At 73.7% G+C, this 21,238-nt stretch carries 18 protein-coding genes; 9 read left to right on the top strand and 9 right to left on the bottom strand.

Features of this window, described 5'->3' with window-relative positions; translation table 11 throughout:
* The first annotated feature begins 128 nt into the window (after nt 1–128).
* From ABZ861_RS30985 to ABZ861_RS30960, 6 genes are read left to right on the top strand one after another with little or no spacing between them, the layout of a single operon-like run.
* The gene (locus ABZ861_RS30985) at nt 129–1,748 is read left to right on the top strand and encodes an ATP-binding protein (RefSeq protein WP_361637208.1); all 1,620 of its coding nucleotides are present in this window, start codon (nt 129–131) and stop codon (nt 1,746–1,748) included.
* Complete coding sequence (locus ABZ861_RS30980) at nt 1,745–2,152, top strand: roadblock/LC7 domain-containing protein (protein WP_361637205.1); 408 nt, start codon at nt 1,745–1,747, stop codon at nt 2,150–2,152. Before ABZ861_RS30985 ends, ABZ861_RS30980 begins: the two co-directional genes overlap by 4 nt.
* Nucleotides 2,149–2,496 carry a DUF742 domain-containing protein gene (locus ABZ861_RS30975; RefSeq protein WP_361637203.1) on the top strand — a complete coding sequence of 116 codons (348 nt, stop codon included), beginning with the start codon at nt 2,149–2,151 and terminating at the stop codon, nt 2,494–2,496. Before ABZ861_RS30980 ends, ABZ861_RS30975 begins: the two co-directional genes overlap by 4 nt.
* Nucleotides 2,497–2,509: 13 nt before the next feature.
* Nucleotides 2,510–3,118 carry an ATP/GTP-binding protein gene (locus tag ABZ861_RS30970; protein ID WP_361637218.1) on the top strand — a complete coding sequence of 203 codons (609 nt, stop codon included), beginning with the start codon at nt 2,510–2,512 and terminating at the stop codon, nt 3,116–3,118.
* A complete protein-coding gene (locus ABZ861_RS30965) occupies nt 3,115–4,338 on the top strand; it encodes a cytochrome P450 (RefSeq protein ID WP_361637200.1) in 1,224 nt (407 codons plus the stop codon). The genes ABZ861_RS30970 and ABZ861_RS30965 overlap by 4 nt, the downstream gene beginning before the upstream one ends.
* Complete coding sequence (locus ABZ861_RS30960) at nt 4,335–5,579, top strand: cytochrome P450 (RefSeq protein ID WP_361637197.1); 1,245 nt, start codon at nt 4,335–4,337, stop codon at nt 5,577–5,579. The genes ABZ861_RS30965 and ABZ861_RS30960 overlap by 4 nt, the downstream gene beginning before the upstream one ends.
* Before the next feature lie 89 nt (nt 5,580–5,668).
* Here ABZ861_RS30960 and ABZ861_RS30955 read toward each other — a convergent pair whose 3' ends face one another.
* The 5 genes from ABZ861_RS30955 to ABZ861_RS30935 form a co-directional block, all read right to left on the bottom strand.
* Nucleotides 5,669–6,709 (bottom strand): LacI family DNA-binding transcriptional regulator, encoded by a 1,041-nt coding sequence (locus ABZ861_RS30955; protein WP_361637194.1) that lies wholly within the window; start codon nt 6,707–6,709, stop codon nt 5,669–5,671.
* A 238-nt stretch (nt 6,710–6,947) separates the two neighbouring features.
* Nucleotides 6,948–9,428, bottom strand: a complete 2,481-nt coding sequence (locus tag ABZ861_RS30950; RefSeq protein ID WP_361637191.1) for a glycoside hydrolase family 2 protein — start codon at nt 9,426–9,428, stop codon at nt 6,948–6,950.
* A gap of 71 nt (nt 9,429–9,499) precedes the next feature.
* A complete protein-coding gene (locus tag ABZ861_RS30945; RefSeq protein WP_361637188.1) occupies nt 9,500–10,387 on the bottom strand; it encodes a carbohydrate ABC transporter permease in 888 nt (295 codons plus the stop codon).
* Complete coding sequence (locus ABZ861_RS30940; protein ID WP_361637185.1) at nt 10,384–11,385, bottom strand: sugar ABC transporter permease; 1,002 nt, start codon at nt 11,383–11,385, stop codon at nt 10,384–10,386. Before ABZ861_RS30940 ends, ABZ861_RS30945 begins: the two co-directional genes overlap by 4 nt.
* A gap of 78 nt (nt 11,386–11,463) precedes the next feature.
* Nucleotides 11,464–12,780: an extracellular solute-binding protein gene (locus ABZ861_RS30935; protein WP_361637183.1), complete on the bottom strand. Its 1,317-nt coding sequence runs from the start codon at nt 12,778–12,780 to the stop codon at nt 11,464–11,466.
* A gap of 709 nt (nt 12,781–13,489) precedes the next feature.
* Between ABZ861_RS30935 and ABZ861_RS30930 the strand changes: the two genes are divergently transcribed.
* Entirely contained in the window at nt 13,490–14,608 is a 1,119-nt protein-coding gene (locus tag ABZ861_RS30930; protein WP_361637181.1) for a PP2C family protein-serine/threonine phosphatase, read from the top strand.
* A gap of 11 nt (nt 14,609–14,619) precedes the next feature.
* Here the strand turns inward: ABZ861_RS30930 and ABZ861_RS30925 are convergent, their stop codons facing one another.
* Nucleotides 14,620–15,690 carry an NAD(+)/NADH kinase gene (locus ABZ861_RS30925; RefSeq protein WP_361637178.1) on the bottom strand — a complete coding sequence of 357 codons (1,071 nt, stop codon included), beginning with the start codon at nt 15,688–15,690 and terminating at the stop codon, nt 14,620–14,622.
* Between the two features lie 199 nt (nt 15,691–15,889).
* Between ABZ861_RS30925 and ABZ861_RS30920 the strand changes: the two genes are divergently transcribed.
* The gene (locus ABZ861_RS30920) at nt 15,890–17,110 is read left to right on the top strand and encodes a chitinase (RefSeq protein WP_361637175.1); all 1,221 of its coding nucleotides are present in this window, start codon (nt 15,890–15,892) and stop codon (nt 17,108–17,110) included.
* Nucleotides 17,111–17,221: 111 nt separating this feature from the next.
* On the opposite strand, the gene ABZ861_RS30915 is transcribed toward ABZ861_RS30920, so the two are convergent.
* The 3 genes from ABZ861_RS30915 to ABZ861_RS30905 form a co-directional block, all read right to left on the bottom strand.
* A complete protein-coding gene (locus ABZ861_RS30915; protein ID WP_361637173.1) occupies nt 17,222–17,602 on the bottom strand; it encodes a DUF488 family protein in 381 nt (126 codons plus the stop codon).
* A 23-nt stretch (nt 17,603–17,625) separates the two neighbouring features.
* Entirely contained in the window at nt 17,626–18,792 is a 1,167-nt protein-coding gene (locus tag ABZ861_RS30910) for a YihY/virulence factor BrkB family protein (protein ID WP_361637171.1), read from the bottom strand.
* Nucleotides 18,793–18,974: 182 nt separating this feature from the next.
* Nucleotides 18,975–19,442, bottom strand: coding sequence for an MSMEG_6728 family protein (locus tag ABZ861_RS30905; protein ID WP_361637168.1), 468 nt, complete (start codon nt 19,440–19,442; stop codon nt 18,975–18,977).
* 199 nt (nt 19,443–19,641) lie between these two features.
* On the opposite strand from ABZ861_RS30905, the gene ABZ861_RS30900 reads away from it, so the two are divergent.
* Nucleotides 19,642–21,238: hypothetical protein (locus ABZ861_RS30900; RefSeq protein WP_361637165.1), on the top strand; the 1,597-nt coding region annotated here is incomplete at its 3' end.

Raw genomic sequence — 21,238 nt, 5'->3', positions numbered from 1 at the left:
TGATCACCAAGGCTCGTATAGTGACCGACACTTGAGCACCACGCGTCACCTGTCACCCACAGGCCCTGTCCAGGACCAGAACCCAGGACCGCCCTCGCACGAGCGGCGGCCCCCCGAGGATCCGATTGATGACCGCGCCCACGCCTCGCGGCGAACGACCTGCCGCACGCAGCCTCGTCCCCCTCCCCGCACTCACCGCCGTCCTGTCCGTCGCCGCGGTGGCCGCGGGAGTCGCGGCGGCGCCCGCCTCCGTCCGCGGCCCGCTCGCCGCCGGGACGGGCGCGGCCGCCGTGGTCCTGGTGGCCGCGGTGTTCGTCGCCGTACGCGCCGTGCACACCGCCCGCGCCGCCCGCGGCAGACTGGAGACGGTGCGCCAGGACACCGAACGCCTGCGCTGGGAGGGGAACCGGGCGCTGGAGGACGCGCGCCGCGAGCGCCAGCACCTGATCGACGAACTGGCCCGGCAGCGCGCCGAGTTCGCGCAGGCGGGCGCTCAGGAGCGGGCCCGCCTGGAGGACACGGGCGCCCAGGAGCTGCGCCGCCTCACGGACGACAACGCCCGTCTCGCCCAGGACGCGGAGCGCGCCGCCCGCGCCCGCGACACCGCGGTCTCCGCGACCTCCAACGCGGCGGGCCGGATGCAGGCCCTGACCACCGGCATGCTCGCCGACCTGCGGGCCATGGAGGAGCGGCACACGGACGAGGAGGTCCTCGCGGACCTGCTCCACCTGGACCACCGCACCGCTCAGGCGGGCCGGCTCGCGGACTCGGTCGCCGTGCTCACCGGCGCCCGCTCCGGCCGCCGTTGGGCCCGCCCGATCGCGATGGAGTCGATCCTGCGCGGCGCGCTGGGACGCATCAGCGCCTACCGCCGGGTCCGCGTGCACGCCGCGAGCGACGCCGCCGTCGCCGGGCACGCCGCCGAGGGCGTGATGCACGCGCTCGCCGAACTCCTCGACAACGCCGCCAACTTCTCGCCGCCCACCTCCGAAGTGCACGTCTACGTCGAGGAGGTGCCCGCCGGGATCATCGTGTCCGTGGAGGACAGCGGACTGGTCATGGGCGACGTCCAGTTGCGCCGTGCGGAGCAGGCGGTCTCGGGCGGCGCGGCCGAACTGGGCGGACTCACCGGCACCCGGCTCGGGCTGGCCGTCGTCGGCCGTCTGGCGCGCAAGCACGGTCTGAAGGTCTCCTTCCGGCCGTCGGCGCGGGGCGGCACGGGCGTGCTGATGCTCGTCCCGCAGGACCTGCTCACCGCGCCCGTCGCCGCCCCGGGACGGCCGGCGGGGCCGCCGCCGAAGGACGCCCCGCGCGAGCACGAGCCTGCGCCCAGCGCCGAGGCCGGGCCCGTTCCCGCCGACGCTTCCGTCTCAGCGTCCTCGCCCGCGCCGGACCGCACGCCCGACGGCTCGGACGACGACACGGCAGAGCGGCCTACGGGCCTGCCCAAGCGCCGCCGGGGCCGCACCCTCGCCGAGGCGGAGCAGGCCCGCTCCGCTCCCCGCACGCCCGCGCAGCGCGCCGCGCCGGGGAGCGAGGACGTCAAGGCGCGGGCCGCCCGCTTCAGCAGTTTCCGCCAGGCCGTGCGCGCCACCGCCTCCGACCCGTCGCCGCCGTCGGAGACGGCCGCCGCGGACCGGCCCGGCGACGGCGCCGCCTCGCGCCCGGAGACCTCCGGCGCCCCCGGCGCCCCTGCTGACCTCACGTCACACCCGTACACGCACCCGGAAGGCGACCCCACTACATGACCGGCCAGACCACCGCCGACGACAAGCTCACCTGGCTCCTGGAGGGCCTGCTGGAGCGGACCTCGGGCGCTCGGCACGCCCTCGTGCTGTCCCGGGACGGGCTGAAGCTGTGCCGCTCGCCCGAGCTGACGGTCGATCAGGCGGACCAGCTCGCGGCCATCGCCGCCGGCATCCAGTCGCTCTCGCACGGCGCGTCCGTGGAGTTCGGCGACGGCAGCGGCGGCGTGCGCTCGGCGATGACCGAGTTCTACGGCGGTGTGCTGTTCATCGTGGAGGCCGGGGAGGGCGCGCACCTCGCCGTCGTCACCGCCGAGGACGCGGACGCCGGACTCGTGGGGCACAACATGAGCGAGCTGGTCGAGCAGCTAGGCGAGTACCTGACCGCTCTGCCGCGCAGCTCATGAGCCGGCCCGGCAGGGACGACTCCCCTGACCGTCTGTACACCCTCACCGGCGGTCGCACCGGCGCCGGCCCCGACAGCCCCTTCGACCTGGTGACCCTGGTCGTCGCGGAGTCGGCGCCGGGGCCGGGCATGCAGTCGGAGCACGCCGCGATCCTCCGGCTGGCCGGATCCCCCACGGCCGTGGTGGAGATCGCCGCCGAGCTGCGCCTGCCCGTGGGCATCACCAAAGTGCTGTTGTGCGACATGCTGGCGGCGGGCCGGGTCAGCGCCCGTCATCCGCGCAGATCAGCCGTTCTCGATCCCGACATCCTGGAGCAGGTGCTCGTTGGACTCCGCAACCTCTGACGCCCGGATCCCGCTGGGCGCCTCCGCCGACAACGGCCTGAAGATCGTGGTGGTGGGCGGCTTCGGCGTGGGCAAGACCACCCTCGTCCGCTCGGTCAGCGAGATACGTCCCCTCAACACCGAGGAGACCATGACCCAGGCGGGCGAGTCGGTCGACGACACCAGCCGGGTGCGCGGCAAGACCGCGACGACCGTGGCCTTCGACTTCGGCCGCATCACCCTCGACACCCGCAATGTGCTGTACCTGTTCGGCGCCCCCGGGCAGGAGCGGTTCTGGTTCCTGTGGGACCGGCTGTTCTCCGGCACGCTGGGCGCGGTCGTCCTGGTCGACACCCGCCGGATCGGTGACTCCTGGTACGCGATCGACCGCCTGGAGCACCACGGGACGCCGTTCATCGTGGCCTGCAACGACTTCGGCGGTCCCGCCCACACCCAGGACGAGATCCGCGACGCCCTGGACCTCGATCCGCACGTGCCGCTGGTGGACTGCGACGCCCGCTCCCGGGAGTCCAGCAAGCAGGTGCTCATCGCGCTCGTCCAGCACGTCAAGAACCAGTACGCGCAGGGCCGGCTCACCGACCTGGCCGCTCAACCGGCCGCGCCCCGACAGGAGTTCGTGTGACCCCCGACGCCGTTCCGCTCAGCGGCCCCCGGTTCCAGTCCGAACCCGGCGAGCTGTACCGGGAGATGCGGCGCGAGCACGGCGCCGTCACCCCCGTGCTGCTCGACGGCGGCGTACCGGCCTGGCTGGTGCTGGGCTACCGGGAGCTGCACCAGGTCACCGGCGATCCGGTGCTGTTCAGCCGCGACTCCGACCTGTGGAACCAGTGGGAGGACATCCCCGACGACTGGCCGCTGCTGCCCATGATCGGGCGCAAGCAGCCGTCGATCCTCTACACGGTCGGCGAGCGGCACCGCCAGCGCGCCGCGATGATCGCGCACGCCCTGGAGGCGGTCGAGCCCGCCGAACTGCGCAGGCACGCCGAGCGGTTCGCGGACGAGCTGATCGACGCGGTGTGCGCCGACGGCGAGACCGACCTCGTCGCCGACTACGCGATGCTGCTGCCGGTGCGGGTCCTGGCCCGGCTCTTCGGGTTCTCCGACGAGGAGGGCCCGGCCCTGGTGAAGGCGCTCAACGACATGATCGACGGCCGGGAGGGGGCGATCGCCGGGCAGATGCACCTGGCTGCGTCCATGGCGCGGCTGCTGGCCGACCGCCGGGCGCGGCCGGCCGGCGACGTGGCCTCCCGGATGCTCGCGGACACCGGCGGCTTCACCGACGAGGAGATCGCCCAGGACCTGATGGTCATGCTGGCGGCGGGTCATCAGCCGACCGCCGACTGGATGGGCAACTCGCTGCGCCTGATGCTGACCGACGAGCGGTTCGCGGCCTCCCTGTTCGGCGGCCGCAACAGCATCGGCGAGGCGATGAACGAGGTGCTGTGGGAGGACTCCCCGACGCAGAACGTCGCGGGCCGCTGGGCCGCCCGCGACACCCAGCTCGGCGGCCGCCGCATCCGTGCCGGGGACCTGCTGCTGCTCGGCCTTCAGGGCGCCAACTCCGACCCCCAGGTCCGGGTGGACGGCTCGGCCCTGACCGGCGGAAACAACGCCCACTTCTCGTTCGGCCACGGCGAGCACCGCTGCCCGTTCCCCGCACAGGAGATCGCCGAGGTGATCGCGCGGACCGGCATCGAGGTGGTGCTGGACCGGCTGCCGGACATCGACTTGGCGACGCCCGCCGAGTCCCTCGCCCGGCGTCCCTCGCCCTGGCTGCGGGGGATGACCGAGTTGCCCGTGCGGTTCACCCCGACCCCTGCCCTGGGAGGCACGTCACGATGACGACCGGAATCGAAGAGACGACGGGCGCCGGGAGCGCCCGGATCGCCCTCGACCCCTTCGTCGCCGACCTGGACGGCGAGAGCGACCGGCTGCGCGCGGCCGGGCCGCTGGCGGCCGTGGAGCTGCCCGGCGGCGTCCCGGTCTGGGCGGTCACCCGCCACGCCGAGGCCAAGGCCCTGCTCACCGACCCCCGGCTGGTGAAGGACATCGATGTCTGGGGCGCCTGGCAGCGCGGCGAGATACCCGCCGACTGGCCGCTGATCGGCCTGGCCAACCCGGGCCGTTCCATGCTGACCGTGGACGGCGCCGAGCACCGCCGCCTGCGCACGCTCGTCGCGCAGGCGCTCACCCCGCGCCGGGTGGAGCGGATGCGCGAGCGCATCGAGAAGCTGACCCAGGACCTGCTTGACGGCCTGCCCGACGGCGACGAGGTCGTGGACCTGAAGGCGGCCTTCGCCTACCCGCTGCCGATGTACGTCGTCGCGGAGCTGATGGGCCTGGACACCGCCGCACTCCCCCGGCTCAAGGAGCTGTTCGAGAAGTTCTTCTCCACGCAGACGCCGCCCGAGGAGGTCGTGGCGACGCTGACCGAGCTGGCGCGGATCATGGCCGAGACGGTCGCGGCCAAGCGCGCGGCGCCGGGCGACGACCTGACCAGCGCCCTGATCCTGGCCTCCGCCGACGGCGACCACCTCACCGACGAGGAGATCGTCAGCACGCTCCAGCTCATGATCGCGGCCGGTCACGAGACGACGATCTCGCTGATCGTCAACGCGGTGGTCAACCTCTCCGCGCACCCCGAGCAGCGCGCGCGGGTGCTGAGCGGTCAGGCCGACTGGTCGGCGGTGATCGAGGAGACCCTGCGTTTCTCCACGCCCACCTCGCACGTCCTGATCCGGTTCGCGACCGAGGACGTGCCGGTCGGCGACAAGGTGATCCCGGCGGGCGACGCGCTGATCGTGTCCTACGGCGCGATCGGCCGGGACGAGCAGGCGCACGGGCCGAGCGCGGGCGACTTCGACGTCACCCGGGCGTCGGGCAACCGGCACATCTCCTTCGGTCACGGCCCGCACGTCTGCCCGGGTGCGGCCCTGTCCCGTCTGGAGGCCGGGGTCGCGCTGCCGGCGCTGTACGCCCGCTTCCCGCGCCTGGACCTCGCCGCACCGGCGGACGAGCTGCGCAACAAGCCGGTGGTGACCCAGAACGACCTCTACGAACTGCCGGTCCGGCTGGACTCGTAGAGCGCCGGCCGTCCCGGTGCCGGGGCGGTCGCGGCCGCGACCACGCGCAGGCCCCGTCCGGCTGTCCGGACGGGGCCTGCCGTCGAGCGTCAGGGGGCGGCCGGCGGGGCCGTGGAGCCGCGGGGGACCAGGCTCGGCACCTGGACGGCGTGGGAGACCGCCTCGCGGCCCAGCATGACGTCGAAGAGGGTCTCGGTGACGTCGGCGCCGAAGGAGAAGACGTCGTGCTGCATGGCGGAGAGCGTGGGGCGGGTGAGCTGGCACAACTGGGAGTCGTCCCAGGCCAGGAGCGACAGGTCGTGCGGCACGGACAGTCCGAACTCCGCGATCACGCCGAGCGCGGTGACCGCCATCAGGTCGTTGTCGAAGACGATCGCGGTGGGCCGGTCGGCCGACAGCAGCAGCGAGCGGCAGGCCCGGCCGCCCTGGTCGGCGGAGAAGTCGGCGACCACCGTGCGCGCGGTCAGCCCGAGTCGCCGCGCGGTGTCGGTGAACGCCCGTGTGCGGATGGCGCTGTGGCCCAGTTCCGCGGGTCCGCTGACGCGGGCGATGCGGCGGTGGCCGAGAGCGCCGAGATACTGCACCGCCTCGGTCATCGCGGCGGCGTCGTCGGTCCACACCGAGGTGAACGGACCGGCCAGCGAGGGGTGTCCGACGGCGACGGCGGGGAGGCCGATGTCCGGCAGCACGTCGACGCGCGGGTCGTCGACCCGCAGGTCGACCAGGACGCTCCCGTTGATCCGGTTGCCCTGCCACCAGCCCCGCTGCACCTCGACCTCTTCCTCGGCCTCCACCAGGCGCAGCAGCAGCGAGCAGGAGTGCCGTGCCAGCACGCTCTCGATGCCGGAGACGAACTCCATGTAGAAGGGCTCCAGACCGAGCATCCGGGCCGGCCGGGCTATGGCCAGTCCGACGGTGTGCACCGCGCGCCCGGAGAGTGACTGCGCCGCCTGGTTGGGGCTCCATCCCAGGTCGCGGGCCGCCTGGAGGATGCGCTCCCTGGTCCGGGGGGACACGCCCGGCTTGTCGTGGACCGCGAGGGTGACCGCCGAGGGCGAGACCCCCGCCCGCTTCGCCACGTCCTTGATCGTGGCCCTGCGGCCCTCCCCCGACGCCGTCGTCCGAGCCACCAGGATGTCCGCCTTCACTCGTCGCCGAGGGCGCCGGGCACGAGCCGCCGGTGGAGCGCGCGAGTACCGCCGCCCGCCCGCCTGGCCGCCCCCGGGCCCCGTGAACCGCACCGTCGGCCACCACGATACGCCCACCGCAGCCGCCGTCCCGGGCGCTCACGACGGCGCCGGGACAGGCCGCCTCCGGGGGCCGCGGCCTCTGATCCCGCACGGCCGCGCGCCTCGTCACTGGAACGATTTACGCGACCGGGTCCACCGCGTCGGCGCCGTTGACGCAGCGCAGCGCCGCGCTGAGCGTCCGCGGTCCGCCGCCGTCCCACCCGGTCACGTCGAACACGGCGCTCTCGCCGGGCAGCAGCGTCACCAGGCCGCGGTCCGTGCGCGCGTCGGGGTGCAGGCGGTCGGCCTGGAGCAGCAGGTCGCGCACCATCGTGTGCGCGGTGACCGTCACCCGCGCCCCGCCGGTCACCGGCGTCGCCTCGGCCGCCAGGTCGGCGACCGGGTAGGCGAACGCGCGGTCGGGGACGGCGAAGTGCACGGCCCGCAGCCCGTCCGCGTCGGCGACGAGGAACTCCCGTCGCGGATCGGCGAGGACGGCGGCCTCGTCGGGGAGGGGGATCAGCGCCACGGAGCGCGCCGCCGCGCGCACGGGCACGTGGAGTTCGCCGCCGTGCCCGGAGCGGGCGTCGAGCCGGCGCACCCGGGCCTGGCACGTCCAGGGCGCCGGGCTCTGGTTGACGGCGGCCAGCACGAGGCGCCCGTCGCGCCGCTGGAAGGTCAGCAGCCGGTCGGCGTAGAGGCGTTTGAGTTCGTGGTAGAGCGGCTTCTCGCGGCCGTCGCCGTCGACGGCGGCCCAGGAGGTGGCGGGCCAGCAGTCGTTGAGCTGCCAGAGGATCGTCCCGGCGCAGCGCGGCCAGTGCGAGCGCCAGTGCTCGACGCCGACGGCGACGGCCCGCGCCTGGTTGACCTGGGTGAGGTAGTGCCAGGCGTCGAAGTCGGCGGGCGGCGGGAAGCGGCGGGCGAGCCCGCGGGCCAGTTTGCCGTTGCCGTCTTCGGCCTTCTGGTGGTGCAGCACCCCGGGCGCCTCCGGGGTCAGCGGGCGGTCGCCGACGGCCCGGCGCAGCGTGGCGTAGGCGGGCGGCGCCTGCCAGCCGAACTCGGCGACGAACCGGGGGACGCTGTCGAGGTATGCGGCGTAGTCGCGGCGGTTCCACACCTCCCAGGAGTGGGTGGTGCCGTGGGCGGGGTCGTTGGGGTGGCGCTGCCAGGAGCCCGACCAGGGGCTGCCCGCCCAGTAGGGCCGGGTGGGGTCGGTCTCCGCGACGACGCGGGGCAGCAGGTCGAGGTAGTAGCCGCCGCCCCAGGAGCCCCCGGCGAGTGCGGGCTCCCAGCCCCAGTCCCTGAAGCCCCACAGGTTCTCGTTGTTGCCGTTCCACAGGACCAGGGACGGGTGCGGCATCAGCCGGACGACGTTCTCGCGTGCTTCGGCCTCGACCTCCGAGCGCAGCGGCTCCTCCTCGGGGTAGGCGGCGCAGGCGAACGGGAAGTCCTGCCACACCATCAGCCCGAGTTCGTCGCACGCGTCGTAGAAGTCGTCGCTCTCGTAGACGCCGCCGCCCCAGACGCGCACCAGGTCCGCTCCGGCGTCCGCCGCCTGCCGCAGGCGGCGCCGGTACCTCTGGGGGGTGACGCGGGAGGGGAAGACGTCGTCGGGGATCCAGTTGACTCCCCTGGCGAACAGCGGGGTCCCGTTGACCACGAGGGTGAAGGCGCTGCCGTGCTCGTCCTCGGCGGTGTCGAGCGCCACGGTGCGGAAGCCGACGCGGCGCTCCCACCGGTCCAGCGGCTCGTCCCCGGCGGCGTCGGCGAGGGTGACGGCGCAGGCGTAGCGGGGCTGGTCGCCGTAGCCGCGCGGCCACCACAGGGCGACGTCGGGCGCCTCGGCGCGCAGCGTGGTCTCGTCGGCGCCGGGGGGCAGTTCGCCGTGCGCTTCGACGCCTGCGACGCGCAGCGTGAGCCGCAGGGTGCGGTCGGTCCCGCCGGGGGCCCGCCGCACCGCGACGTGGACGCGGACGATCCCGGCGCCGTCCTCGCGGACGGTGACCTCGGGGCGGACGTCGGCGAGCCGGGCCGTCGACCAGTGTTCGAGCCGCGGCTGTCGCCACAGGCCCGCGGTGACCAGGGTCGGGCCCCAGTCCCAGCCGAAGGAGCAGGCCATCTTGCGCAGGAACTGGTAGGGCTCCGGGTACGCGCCGGGCCGGTCTCCCAGGGCGGAGCGCACGCGGTCCGCCTCCTCGTAGGCCGAGGTGAACGCCACGGTGAGCGGGACGGGGGCGCCGCGCAGGGCTTCGGTGGCGTCGAAGCGGTAGGAGCGGTGCATGTTGCGGGTGCGGCCGAGCAGGGTGTCGCCGAGGCGGATCTCGGCGACGGTGTCGAGCCCGTCGAAGACGAGGTCGGTGCGCTCGTGACCGGCCGCGGACGGCGGGAGTTCGGTGCGGTACGTCCAGTCCGCGCGGCCCACCCAGGCCACGTCTTCCTCGTTGCGGTCCAGGAAGGGGTCGGGGATCAGCCCCGCGGTCAGCAGATCGGTGTGCACGCAGCCCGGGACGGTCGCGGTGACGGACCGGTCCGCCAAGGCGTCGGGAGCCTGCGCGGGGCGGCGTCTGGAGGCGTCCAGGCGCAGGGTCCATCCGCTGGTGAGCGGGGTGCTGACCTTCATGCGGTCTCCTTGGGCCCCGGAGGGCTCGGCGAGGGACGGGGGCGGGACGCGGCGGCCGCCTGGGGGCGGGGTCACTTGGTCGCGCCGGAGGCGAAGCCGTTGTAGACGAAGCGCTGGAGGGCCAGGAAGACGAGCAGGGTGGGGACGATGACGAGCGCGGCCCCGGCAGAGACGACCTCCCAGTGGGCGCCGTAGGGGCCCTTGAAGCGGAACAGCGAGGTGGAGATCGTGCCGAGGTCGTCGTCCGGCATGTACAGGAAGGGGATGTAGAAGTCGTTGTAGACGGCGACGCCCTTGAGGATGACCACCGTGGCGACGGCCGGTTTCAGCAGCGGCACGATGATGCGCCAGTAGACGGTGAACGAGTTCGCGCCGTCCAGCCGGGCCGCCTCGTCCAGCGAGACGGGGATGGAGCGGATGAACTGGAGGAAGATGTAGACGGACACGATGTCGGTGCCCATGTACAGCAGCACCGGGGCCCACCGGGTGTCCATCACGCCGAGCGCGTTGACGATCTGGTAGGTGGCCACCTGGGTGGTGACGCTGGGCACCAGCGACGCGACGAGGAAGAGCGCCAGCACGAGCTTCTTGAACCGGAAGGTGAAGCGGTCGACGGCGTAGGCGGTCATCGAGCCGATCAGGACCGTGCCGAGCACCGAGAAGAACAAGATGAACGCGGTGTTCGCCAGGGCCCGCAGCATGTGGCCGTCGGTGAACGCCACGGCGTAGTTGTGGAAGTTCAGCCAGTCGTGCGGCGCGCTGAGCGCACCGCCGTCCGCCATCTCCCGGCTGGTGCGCAGCGAGGTGAGCAGCACGGCGACGAGCGGCGTCACGACGACCGCGCTGGCCAGGACCAGGGAGAGGTACTTCAGGAACACCGCGGTCCGGGCGCGCGCGGGCCGTGGCCGGCGGCGGGCGCGGGACGATCGGGTCGCGGCGGGGCCGCTGAGCACACTCATGACCGCTCTGCCCTCTCGTGGGGGAACAGCAGGCGCTGCACCCAGGTCACCAGCAGGACCACGGCCAGCAGCACCACGGCGGCGGCGGAGGCGAGCCCGGTCTTGTCGAAGGTGAAGGCGAGTTTGACCGTCTGGATGACGAACGTCTCGCTGCCGCCCGCGCCGCCGGTCATGATGAACGGGATCTCGAAGACGGACAGGGACCCGGACACCGCCAGGATCACGCTCAGGCTGATGACCGGCCGGATGCTCGGGGCGATGACGTGGCGGAACTGCTGCCAGCGGCTCGCTCCGTCCAGTGCCGCGGCTTCGTACAGGTGCGGGGGCACGGACTGGATGGCGCCGAGGAACAGCACCAGGTTGACGCCGGTGAACCGCCACACGGACACCCCGGCCAGGGAGGTGTTGACCAGGTGGGGATCGCCCAGCCACAGGTGCGGCCCGGCGCCGAACCAGTGCAGCACCGTGTCGAGGGTGCCGCCGGGCTGGAAGAAGTAGAGGAACACGAAGCCGACCGCGACGCCGTTGATCAGGTACGGGAAGAACAGGATCCCCTTGAACAGGTTCCGCAGCCGGGTGTGGAAGCTGAGGACGGTGGCGAAGTACAGGGCCGCGCAGATCTGCACGACCGACGCCGCGAGGTAGAACAGGCTGACCCAGAAGACCTGGAAAAGCTGTGGCCGGGTGAAGAGGTCGGCGTAGTTGCGCATCCCCACCCAGTCGCGCACGGGGCTGATCCCGTCCCAGTCGGTGAAGCTGTAGCCGACCATGTCTGCCACGGGCAGCAGGGTGAAGACCGCCAGCAGCGCGAGCGGGACGAGCAGGTACAGCCAGGGGGTGAACCACCGGACGCCCCGCGTCCGCCCCGCCGGGGCCCGTCGAAGCGGTCCTCCGTGCGTCCGGTGGCGGGAAGCGCCCGGCGGCGTACGGGCAGAAGGTGTGCGGGCGAGAGCGGTACGGGCGTCAGGGGTGCGGCCCGCTGTCCGCGGTGCGTTCATGCGGTCCTTCTTCCGGTCGCCGCGCGGCTGGCGGCAGGCGGGTGGGTCGGCCTCGATCGGCCGTGGCGGAACCGGTCCTCAGCCCACCGCGTCCCGGGCGTCGGACCACTTGCGATCGAGGTCCTTGAAGACGCTGTCCAGGTCGCCGCCGGCCGCGCCCCGGGCCACGTCGACGAGGTGCTGCGGGTAGTCCGGGGCGGTGAGACCGATCTCGGACGCCTTGTCGATCTCGTCCACCTGGGCGGCCTTGCCCTCGGAGAGGTGGAGGAACCTCACCCCCGCCTCTTGGAGCGGCTTGAGCGGGGCGGGCAGCGGCGTGCCCTTGACCGCGGAGACGGACAGCGCCGCCTGGGCGTCCCCGGACTTGTTGACGAACCAGTCGATCCAGGCCCGCGCGGCGGCCTTGTTCCCGGAGTGCGCGTTCACGGCGTACTGGTAGTCGGGGCGGACCACGGAGCAGAAGCGGCCGTCCTTCTGCGCGGGGAAGGGCATGAAGCCGATGTCGTCGGGGTTCTTCCCGCTCTTCTCGGCGGCGTCCCGCATCTGCACGACGGCCCAGGAGCCCAGCCACATGGTCCCCGCCTTGCCGGCGCCGAGCAGGGCCTTGGAGTTCTCCCAGTTGGTGGTGGTGGGGTCGGCCTCGGACAGCTTGTCGTGCACGATCGTGTAGAGCAGGCCGTCGGCGGTGTTCAGGTCCTGTCCGGCGGCCCAGGGCGCCGCGGCGCCGGCCAGCTTGTCGTGGGCGGCCGGGTCGCAACTGGGCGAGCCGAGCGCCTCGCCCCACTTCGTCAGCGGCCAGCCGTCGTGGTAGTTCGTGTAGTAAGGGATGGCCCCGGTCCTGGCCTTGACGGCCTTCAGGTCGTCCAGGAACTGCTGCGGCGTGGTGGGCCACTGAGTGACGCCGGCCCGTCTCCACACGGCCTTGTTGTAGACGAAGCCGCCCACCGTGCCGATGCCGGCGATGCCGTAGACCCTGCCGTCGACGGTGGCGTGATCGGTGAAGTCGTAGGTCTTCGACAGGTCGGCGGCGCTCCCGAGCGGGGCGAAGAACGTCGGGTACCGCTTCAGCGGCACCGAGTCCGGGATGGCCAGCACGTCGCCGTAGTCCTTGCTGTTCAGGCGGATCTTGACGTCGCCCTCGTAGTCGGTGAGGCCCTGGAACCTGACGGTCACGTGCGGGTAGATCCTGCGGAACCGGGCCGCGTACCGCTTGAGGGTGCCGTCCTGCACCTGGTCGGTGCGGTTGGTGAGCACGGTGATGGCGCCGGACACTTTCGCGGGGTCGCCGGGCGGGGCCGCGGTCGCCGACGCGCCGCCGCTTCCCGCGCCGGCGCCACAGGCCGTCAGGGTCAGGGCGACCGCCGCGCCGGCGGCCGCACAAGCTGTTCTTCGCATGCCGGTCTCACTTCCTCGTCGCGGAACGGAAAGCGCCGTGGTGCGTGCCGCGCGGCGACGGACGTCTCGTCGTCGGAGGGAAGCGGCTCGACGGCTGCCCAACGTAGACGGAGCGTCGGTGCGTGTCTATGGAACGGTCTAGTTTTCCGTTCACGCGAGGGTCGCTCAGCGGTCTGCCGGGGCGATTATCGCCCGTGAGGACTGGACCGGAGCGGGACTAAAACGGTAAAGCACGAGTGGGGTTCTACGCTTGCCCCGCTCCCCCGCTCCCCCGCTGGAACGGCTGGGCGACCGGCCGTGAGCCGGGACCGGCGCGCGGCGCCCTCGCCGTCGCCGCGCGCCGTCGCCGCGCCCCGGCGCCGCGCGTCGGCGGTGCTCGCCCGCGGCTTCGGCCCGCCCCCTCGCTGACATGCCCTTGGCTGGAGCAATGGGGACCTCGGAGCGGTCGCGCGCAGCACGCTGGTGGTCTTGATCACGCCCCACCGGGAGTACCTGTGAACAGGCCGCCTGACCGTCTTCGCGCCGACCGCCGTCCGGCGCCGGGTCGCGCGTCCGCGCCCCCTGCCGGGCCCGCCGCGCCCCGCGTGGCGCGGCCCGCGCCGCCCGTGCCGCACGCGGCGCGCGGGGGCGCGTGGTGAGGCGGTCCGGCAGGCGCCGGGCCGCGCACGACTGCGCGGCCCCGGGCGAAGCCGTCGGGGACCGGCCGCGGGTGCCCGCTCCCCCGCTGTGGCTGCGCTGGCTGCCGGTCGCCTTCGTCGCCGTGGTCCTGGCCATCGAACCCGTCACGCCGGTGCACTGGCCGGTGAGTTTCCTGCTCATCGCTCTGCCGCTCGTCGCGGCGTTCGGCTACGGGCCTGCCACGGTGGTCGCGATCACCGTCTTCGCCGTGGTGCTCGAAGGCGTGCTGGCGGGCACCCCGTGCTGCGCCGGGCGCTCCGTGGGCTATCTGTGGGACATCCACTACGTGGCCAACTACGCCTGCACCAGCCTGGTGGGGGTGCTCGGGGCGATCCTGGCGGTGCACCGGATGCGACGGGAGCGCACCCTGGCGACCGTGCGCTCGGTGGCCGAGACCGCGCAGCGGGTGCTCCTGCGCCCGGTGCCCCGCATGCTGGGCCGGATGTCCATCGAGACGCTCTACCTGTCCGCCGCCGCGGAGGCCCGCATCGGCGGCGACCTGTATGAGGCGGTGCAGACGGCGTACGGCGTGCGGCTGCTGATCGGGGACGTCCGCGGCAAGGGGCTGCTCGCCGTGGAGACGGCCGCCATGATGCTGGGCGCCTTCCGGGAGGCCGCCTACGACGAGCCGGATCTGGTCGGGGTGGCCCACCGGGTGGAGCGGAGCTTGAGCCGCCACGCGGCGCGGCTGGCGGGCTCGGAGTCCGGGGAGCGCTTCGTGACGGCCCTGTTCGCCGAGATCCCCGACGGCGAGTCGGTGGTCCGCATGGTCAACTGCGGTCACCCCCCGCCGCTGCTGATGCACGACGGCGGCGTCACCGAGCTGCACGCGACCGACCCCTCTCCCCCGCTCAACCTGGGCGTGCTGACCGGCGACGGCTACAGGGTGGACGTCGAGCGTTTCCAGCCCGGCGACCAACTGCTGCTCTACACCGACGGCGTCACCGAGACACGCGGCGCCGACGGGGCGTTCTACCCTCTCGCGGCGCGGCTGCGGCGGTGGGCGAGGATGCGGCCGGGCGCCCTTCTGGACCGTCTGCACGCGGACCTGCTCGCCTACAGCGGCGGCTGCCTCGACGACGACATCGCCGCCCTGGCCGCCTACCGCCTGCCCGACGGGGTCCGCCTGCCCGGCGAGGGCGGACGCTGACGCGTGTCGTCTCAGTCGTCGGCCGAGCTGTCCGGCAAGGCGGGCAGGGCCAGGTGGGCGAGGTCGCCGGGGGGCGGGGTAGTCACCGGCCACAGGGGGGCCGCGGCGCCGTCGGCGACGGCGGCGGGGGCGTCGGAGAGGTTCATCCGCTCGCGCAGGCGGCCGTAGAAGTCCATCGGGCCGAGCCGCACGGCGTGCAGCCGGCGCGGCGCGGCGTAGACGCCGATCCAGTCGCCCGGGTCGAGCACGCCGCGCAGTTGGCCGTCGATGCTGACGGCGGCCTGACCGGAGTGCTCCAGGACGCGCAGGGCGACCGGTTCGTCGGGGGCGGCCACGACCGAGCGGTCGAACGTCATGTGCGCGGCGACGGGGGTGAACACGAGGGCGTCCGTGCGCGGGGAGACGACGGGGCCGCCCGCGGCGAAGCTGTAGGCGGTCGAGCCGGTGGGGGTGGCGACCAGCAGGGCGTCGGCGGAGTAGGACGCGAGGAGGCGTCCGGAGATGTAGACGGCCGCCGACACCTGCCGGTCCCGGGCCAGCTTCTCCACCACGATGTCGTTGAGCGCGGTGACGTTCATGGCGAGGCCCCAGTCGCCGCCGGACGGGCAGTCGGCGCGTACCCGGGGCGGCGGCAGCATCGGGCGGCGGCCGTAGCGCATCAGCTCCCCGATGCCGGCGGGCACCTCCAGGCGGCGCGAGGCGCGCAGGGTGAGCAGCATGCGGCTCTCGACGGTCAGCCGGTCGTCGAGGACGGCGTCCAGCGCCGTGTGGACGAAGGCGGCGGGGACCTCGGTGAGGAAGCCGACCCGGCCGAGGTCGACGCCGAGGACCAGGGCGTCGTGCTCGGCGGCGAGCCGGGCGCCGCGCAGGAACGTGCCGTCGCCGCCGAGGGTGACGATGAGGTCGGGATCGCCCGCGGACTCCAGTTCGGCCGCGGCGCTGCGGCGCCCGCCGTCCTGCCACACGTCGATGTCCGCGCACCGCACGGCGTGCTCCGCGCACCATGTGCGCACGGCCCGTGCGGCGGCCACGGCCTCCGGGCGACCGCCGTGCACGACCAGACCGATACGACGCACCGTCATAGCTCCTCGAAGTTCCCGTTTCGACGGCTTGGAAACGGGACGCGGCGTTCTCCGGGTCCCGGCGGACGACTCGACCAAGGTAAAGAAATCGCATAGTGCGGTCCAAAGACTCATTTGGTCCAGACCAGTGTATTGACGTGCTCGCAACAGCGTCAGGAGAGTGGGCCCCAGTTCTCCCCCCACCCCACTGGAGGCACGAGTGAGACGTCTTCGCGCATGTCTGGGCGCGACCACCGCTGTCGGACTCGCCGCCCTCGGCGCCACGGCCCTGGTCGCGGGCAGCGCCTCGGGCGCGACGAACGCGCTGAGCAACCGCTGGTACGCCGCCGCCCCCTACCTGATGCCGACGGACAACGACCCGCCGAACGCGGGCGCGATCATGGACGCGACCGGCCTGAAGGCGTTCCAGCTCGCCTTCATCCTGGCCCCCAACGGCGGCGGCTGCTCCCCCACCTGGGGCGGGACCGCGCCGGTCTCCTCGGACACCGCCGTGCAGTCGGTCATCGACACCGTCCGCGCCAAGGGCGGCGACGTCTCGGTCTCCATCGGCGGATACGGCGGCACCAAGCTCGGGCAGGCGTGCTCGGACGCGGCCTCGACCGCGGCGGCCTACCAGCAGGTCATCGGCAAGTACGGGCTGCACGCCATCGACTTCGACCTGGAGGAGCCGGAGTACGAGAACACGGCGGCCGTCAAGAACGAGATCGGCGCCGCCAAGATCCTCCAGCAGAACAACCCCGGGCTCTACGTCTCCGTCACCACCGCGGGCACCGCGGACGGCACGGGCTGGTTCGGCAAGCAGATGCTGCTGGAGGCGAAGTCGCAGGGGTTCACCCCCAACAACTTCTCCATCATGCCCTTCGACGGCGGCTTCAACGGCGCGGCCTCCCAGACCAGCGCGCTGACGAACTTCAACGGCATCCTCCAGTCGACGTTCGGCTGGGACCAGGCGACCGCCTACGCCCACGAGGGCTTCTCCGGCATGAACGGCCGCAGCGACACCGGCGAGTTCTTCTCCCAGTCGGACTTCCAGACCGTGCTGGACTACGCCACCAGCCACAACATGGACCGCTTCACGTTCTGGTCGCTCAACCGCGACCGTCAGTGCTCGCCGCCCGACAACGGCGGCCGCACGTCCGGCACCTGCTCCAGCGTCGCCCAGAACTCCTGGGACTTCGCCAAGTACTCGGTGAAGTTCGCCGGGGCGACCCCGCCCACCACGCCGCCCGGCGGCGGCGGCTCGCCCACCCCGCCGCCGCCGAGCGGCGGGTGCAAGGCGCCGTGGAACTCCTCCACCGCGTACACCGGGGGCGCCGAGGTCTCCTACAGCCACCACAACTGGAAGGCCAAGTGGTGGACCCAGAACGAGACGCCGAGCGCGGTGGACTGGGGCCCGTGGGCGGACGAGGGCGCCTGCTGACCGCTGGGCGGGACCGGCGCGTCCGGTCCCGCCCGGCCCGCCGGACCGGGGCGGCCGCGCGCGTCCCGGTCCGCCGGGTCCCAGCGGCGGGCCGCGGCGTCCGGCCGGACCTCAGCTCGCCCCGGCGGACCCCTTGCCGCCGGTCAGCCACTCGGCCAGGACGGCCGCCTGGCTGTGGTCCAGGTCCTTCGTGGCGGTGAGCAGGGTGAGCCGGCCCCGGGCCGCCAGATCGCGCAGATGCGCGGCCGCCTCCCGGTGTCCGGCGTCGCCCAGCTCGGCGCGGTAGCGGCGGCGGAACTCCGCGAACCTATCCGGCTCGTGGCCGTACCAGCGGCGCAGCTCGGTGGACGGGGCCGCCGCGCGCAGCCACTCGTCCAGGTGAGCGTCCTCCTTGCGCATGCCGCGCGGCCACACGCGGTCGACGAGCACGCGCCGGCCGTCCCGCGGTGAGGCGTCCTCGTAGACGCGGCGGCAGGTGATCGGGGCGGCCATGGCGTCGCCTCCAGAGGCCGGGGTCAGGTGCGGGAGTCGAGGCCGCCGGGGTCGCCGGGGTCACGCCGGTCGGCGGGGTCGCGGAGGTCGGCGGGGTCACGCCGGTCGGCGGGGTCGCGGAGGTCGCCGGGGTCACGCCGGTCGGCGGGGTCGCGGAGGTCAGCGGGGTCACGCCGGTCACCGGGGTCGCGCCGGTCGGCGGGGTCCGCGTGCGGGGGCGGGTCGAAGTGGACGGTGATCTTCTCGAAGCCCTTGAAGGACTCCGTCGTCGCGTAGGAGCGGTAGGCCCGCTGGTCGCCCGCGCTGAGGAAGACGCGCTCGGTGAAGGGGCTGAGCAGGCTTCTGGGCCACAGCCGCATGGCGCGCACCGCGCTGATCTCCGCGGTCAGCAGGTACACCAGCGCGCCGAGGTAGATCCAGGCCAGCAGCCCGAGCACGATGCCGAACAGGCCGTACGTGGCCGTGGTGCCGCGGAGCACGTGGTCCACGTAGTAGGAGCCGCCCCACAGCAGGAGCTGCCAGGCGCACGCGGCGCCGAGGGCCGGGCCGTACATCAGGCGCAGCGGCGGCCTGCGCCGGGTGAGCAGGCGGTAGCTGGCGACCATCAGGGCGGCGTTCAGCAGGACGGCCAGCACCCCGGCGGCGACGCGCACCCCGACGGCCAGCCGCGTGCCCAGCAGGCCGGCCGCCCACTCGGCGACGGTGGACAGGCCCGTGGTCACGCCCAGTCCGAGAGCGAGCAGCGACAGGAATTTCAGGCCCTTCAGGCGGGAGCGCAGCGGGTCGGGGCGTGCGTGCCGCGGCACCGCGAAGATCTTGTTCAGGGCGTGCTGGGCGGCCTGGGCGACGTTCAGCGCTCCGTAGAAGCTGCCCACCACGCCCACCGCGACCGCGACCGTGCTGCCGTGGAAGGAGTGGATGTTGTGGCCGAGCTGGTCGCCGATCACGGGGAACTCGCTCAGCGCCGAGTTCAGCACCGCGTGCTGCGCCTGGGGGTCGCGGCTGAGGACCGCGCTGAGCACCGCGACGAGGAAGAGCAGCAGCGGGAACAGCGACAGGAACCCGTAGTACGTCAGCAGCGCGGCCAGGTAGGCGGCCTGGTCGTCGAAGAACTTGTAGGCCACGGCCAGCGGCAGGCCGGCCCAGCGGTGCCGTCGCTGGTAGGCATCCAGCCGGGCCAGCACGTCCATGCGCTCTCCCACACCGTCGGCCGCGGCGCCGCTGTACCGGACGCCACTGGGTCCAGGTGCCCTGGCCTGACCGCTTCACACGGGAGGCCGGAGCGAGCGGGCCGAGGTCGGGCAGGGGCAGACGGCGTCTAGCTGATGCTGTGGCCGGGAAGCGTCACCGGCACAGTCTTCCGGCCCCAGCGCTAGGAGCGGTCCGAGGCCGGCCATACGTACGCCAGGTCGTCGGGCACGCCGGGGAACAGGGGCGCGTACCGGTCGGGGTCCTTGCGCACCAGCGCCGAGCGGTGGCTCCGATGCAGCGCCTCGTCGCCGAGCCACGGCGGCAGCTCCCCGGCCTCGGCCAGTTCCCGCTGGCCGCGGATCTCGTCGCCGCCGCGGTGCGCGGCCAGCCCGGCGACCAGGGACGCCGCGCAGGTGTCCCGGTAGCCGTGGTCGTCGTGCCAGACGCGGCAGATCTCCAGGCCGTAGCGGACCAGCGCCTCCTCGTAGCCGGTCCACATCCGCACCACCGGGTGCCGGCGCCAGCCGTGGCCGGGGACCGTCAGGCCGCGCAGCGCCTGGAGCGCTTCGACCCGCTGCCTGCCCAGACGGCGGAGGTCGAGCACCTGCGCGGAGTCGGCGAAGCCGGGGTACGGCAGGAAGGTCTGCATGAGGCCGCCCCCCGTGCGTCGGCGGTGAGATGCGGGGCGCCGGGTGAGGACCCCTTCGGGGAGTCTCGCGGCGCGGCGCCCCGCGTGCGCGCCGTGTTGCGCCGGACGGCCCAACGCCGTGGCTCCATGGGGGCGGGGGCGCGTGAGCGGTACGCGGGCGGTGGAAGACATGGCGCACACGCGAACCCGAGGAGGCCGGATGCCCGATGCAGTGGCCGAGGACGGCGCGGTCCACGGCGCCGACGGCGTCCCACCCGACGGCGAGGGCGGCCGGAGCGCGGGCGAGGGCGGCCGAAGCCCGGGTGACGGCGGCCAAAGCCCGGGTGACGGCAGCCGGAGCGCCGGTGACCTGGCCGAGCTGGGCGCGGTGGCCGACGCCGTCCTGTACGAGGGCTATCTGCTCTACCCCTACCGCCGTTCGTCGCCCAAGAACCGGGTGCGGTGGCAGTTCGGGGTGCTGCTGCCGCGCGACTGGGTGGAGCGCGACGGTCCCGTCCCGGTCGGCCTGTCCGGCTCTGCGGACTCCTGGTACCAGCGCACCGAGTGCCTGCTGCGGGTGCGGCGGCCCGGCGCAGTGCTGCGGGTGCGGGTGCGCGGTCTCCAGACGCAGCACAAGCAGGTGGAGGCGGCCGGTCCGGACGGCCGGCGCCGCCCGGTGGAGTCGCTGCGGACGGACGACGGCACGGTCCACCTGACCTTCGAGGAGGCGGCGCCGTGCACGACCGACCTCGTGGTCGCCGTGGACGACCTGCCGGGGCGGGAGCACACCGCGCGGGTGGGCGCGCCGGCCGGCGAGGAGGTCGAGGAACTGCCTTCGGGCGCCGGGCGGTTGGTGCGCCGCCGCGAGGAGGTGTCGGCGCGGACCGTCGTCACCGCCGACCGGCTCGCGGACGACCTGCTGCTGCTGCGGGTGCGCACGGAGAACACCGGGCGGGCCGCCGACCCGCTCGCCTCCCGCGACTCGGCGCTGCGCCAGGCGCTCATCGCCTCGCACACGCTGATCGGCGGCTCGGGCGTGGAGTTCGTGTCGCTGATCGACCCGCCCGCCGAGTACGCCGGCCTCGCGGCCGAGTGCCGCAACGAGTTCGTCTTCCCCGTGCTCGGGGGCGCTCCGCCGAGCGAACCCGGGGACGCCGGGCAGAGCGGTCCGCTGCTGCTGTCCGCGCCGATCATCCTCTCCGACCATCCGCAGGTGGCGCCGGAGAGTCCGGGCGACCTGCACGACTCGGCGGAGATCGACGAGATCCTGACGCTGCGCACCATGCTGCTGACCGACGAGGAGCGGGCCGAGGCGCGGGCCACCGACCCGCGGGCCGCGGCGATCATCGACCGGGTCGACAGCATGCCCCCGGAGGTCCTCTCCCGGCTGCACGGCGCGATCCGCTCACTGAAGCCGTCGGCCCCGGGCGGCGCCGCGCCCGCCTCGCCCTCCGGCGCGCAGCGGCCCGCCTGGTGGCAGGAGGGCGGCGACGACGGCCTGTCCCCCACCACCGACACGGTGCTCGTCGACGGCGTGCGCGTGGGCGGCGGCAGCCGGGTCCTGCTGCGCCCGCCGAGCGGGGGCAGCGACGCGCAGGACATGTTCCTGGCCGGGCGCGCGGCGCGGGTGTCCGCCGTCTTCCACGACGTGGACGGCAGCGTGCGCCTCGCGGTCACCCTCGACGACGACCCCGCGGCCGAACTGCACGCCTGGTACGGGCGTTTCCGCTACTTCCGGCCCGACGAAGTCGAGCCGCTGCGCGACGAGCGCACGTCCACGGACGCACCGAACACCGACAGCGAAGGGCAGCGCACAC

Origin of the sequence: Streptomyces sp. NPDC046985, assembly GCF_040644415.1 — a bacterium.
GTDB lineage: Bacteria > Actinomycetota > Actinomycetes > Streptomycetales > Streptomycetaceae > Streptomyces.
This window is presented reverse-complemented; position numbering and strand designations above follow the sequence as displayed.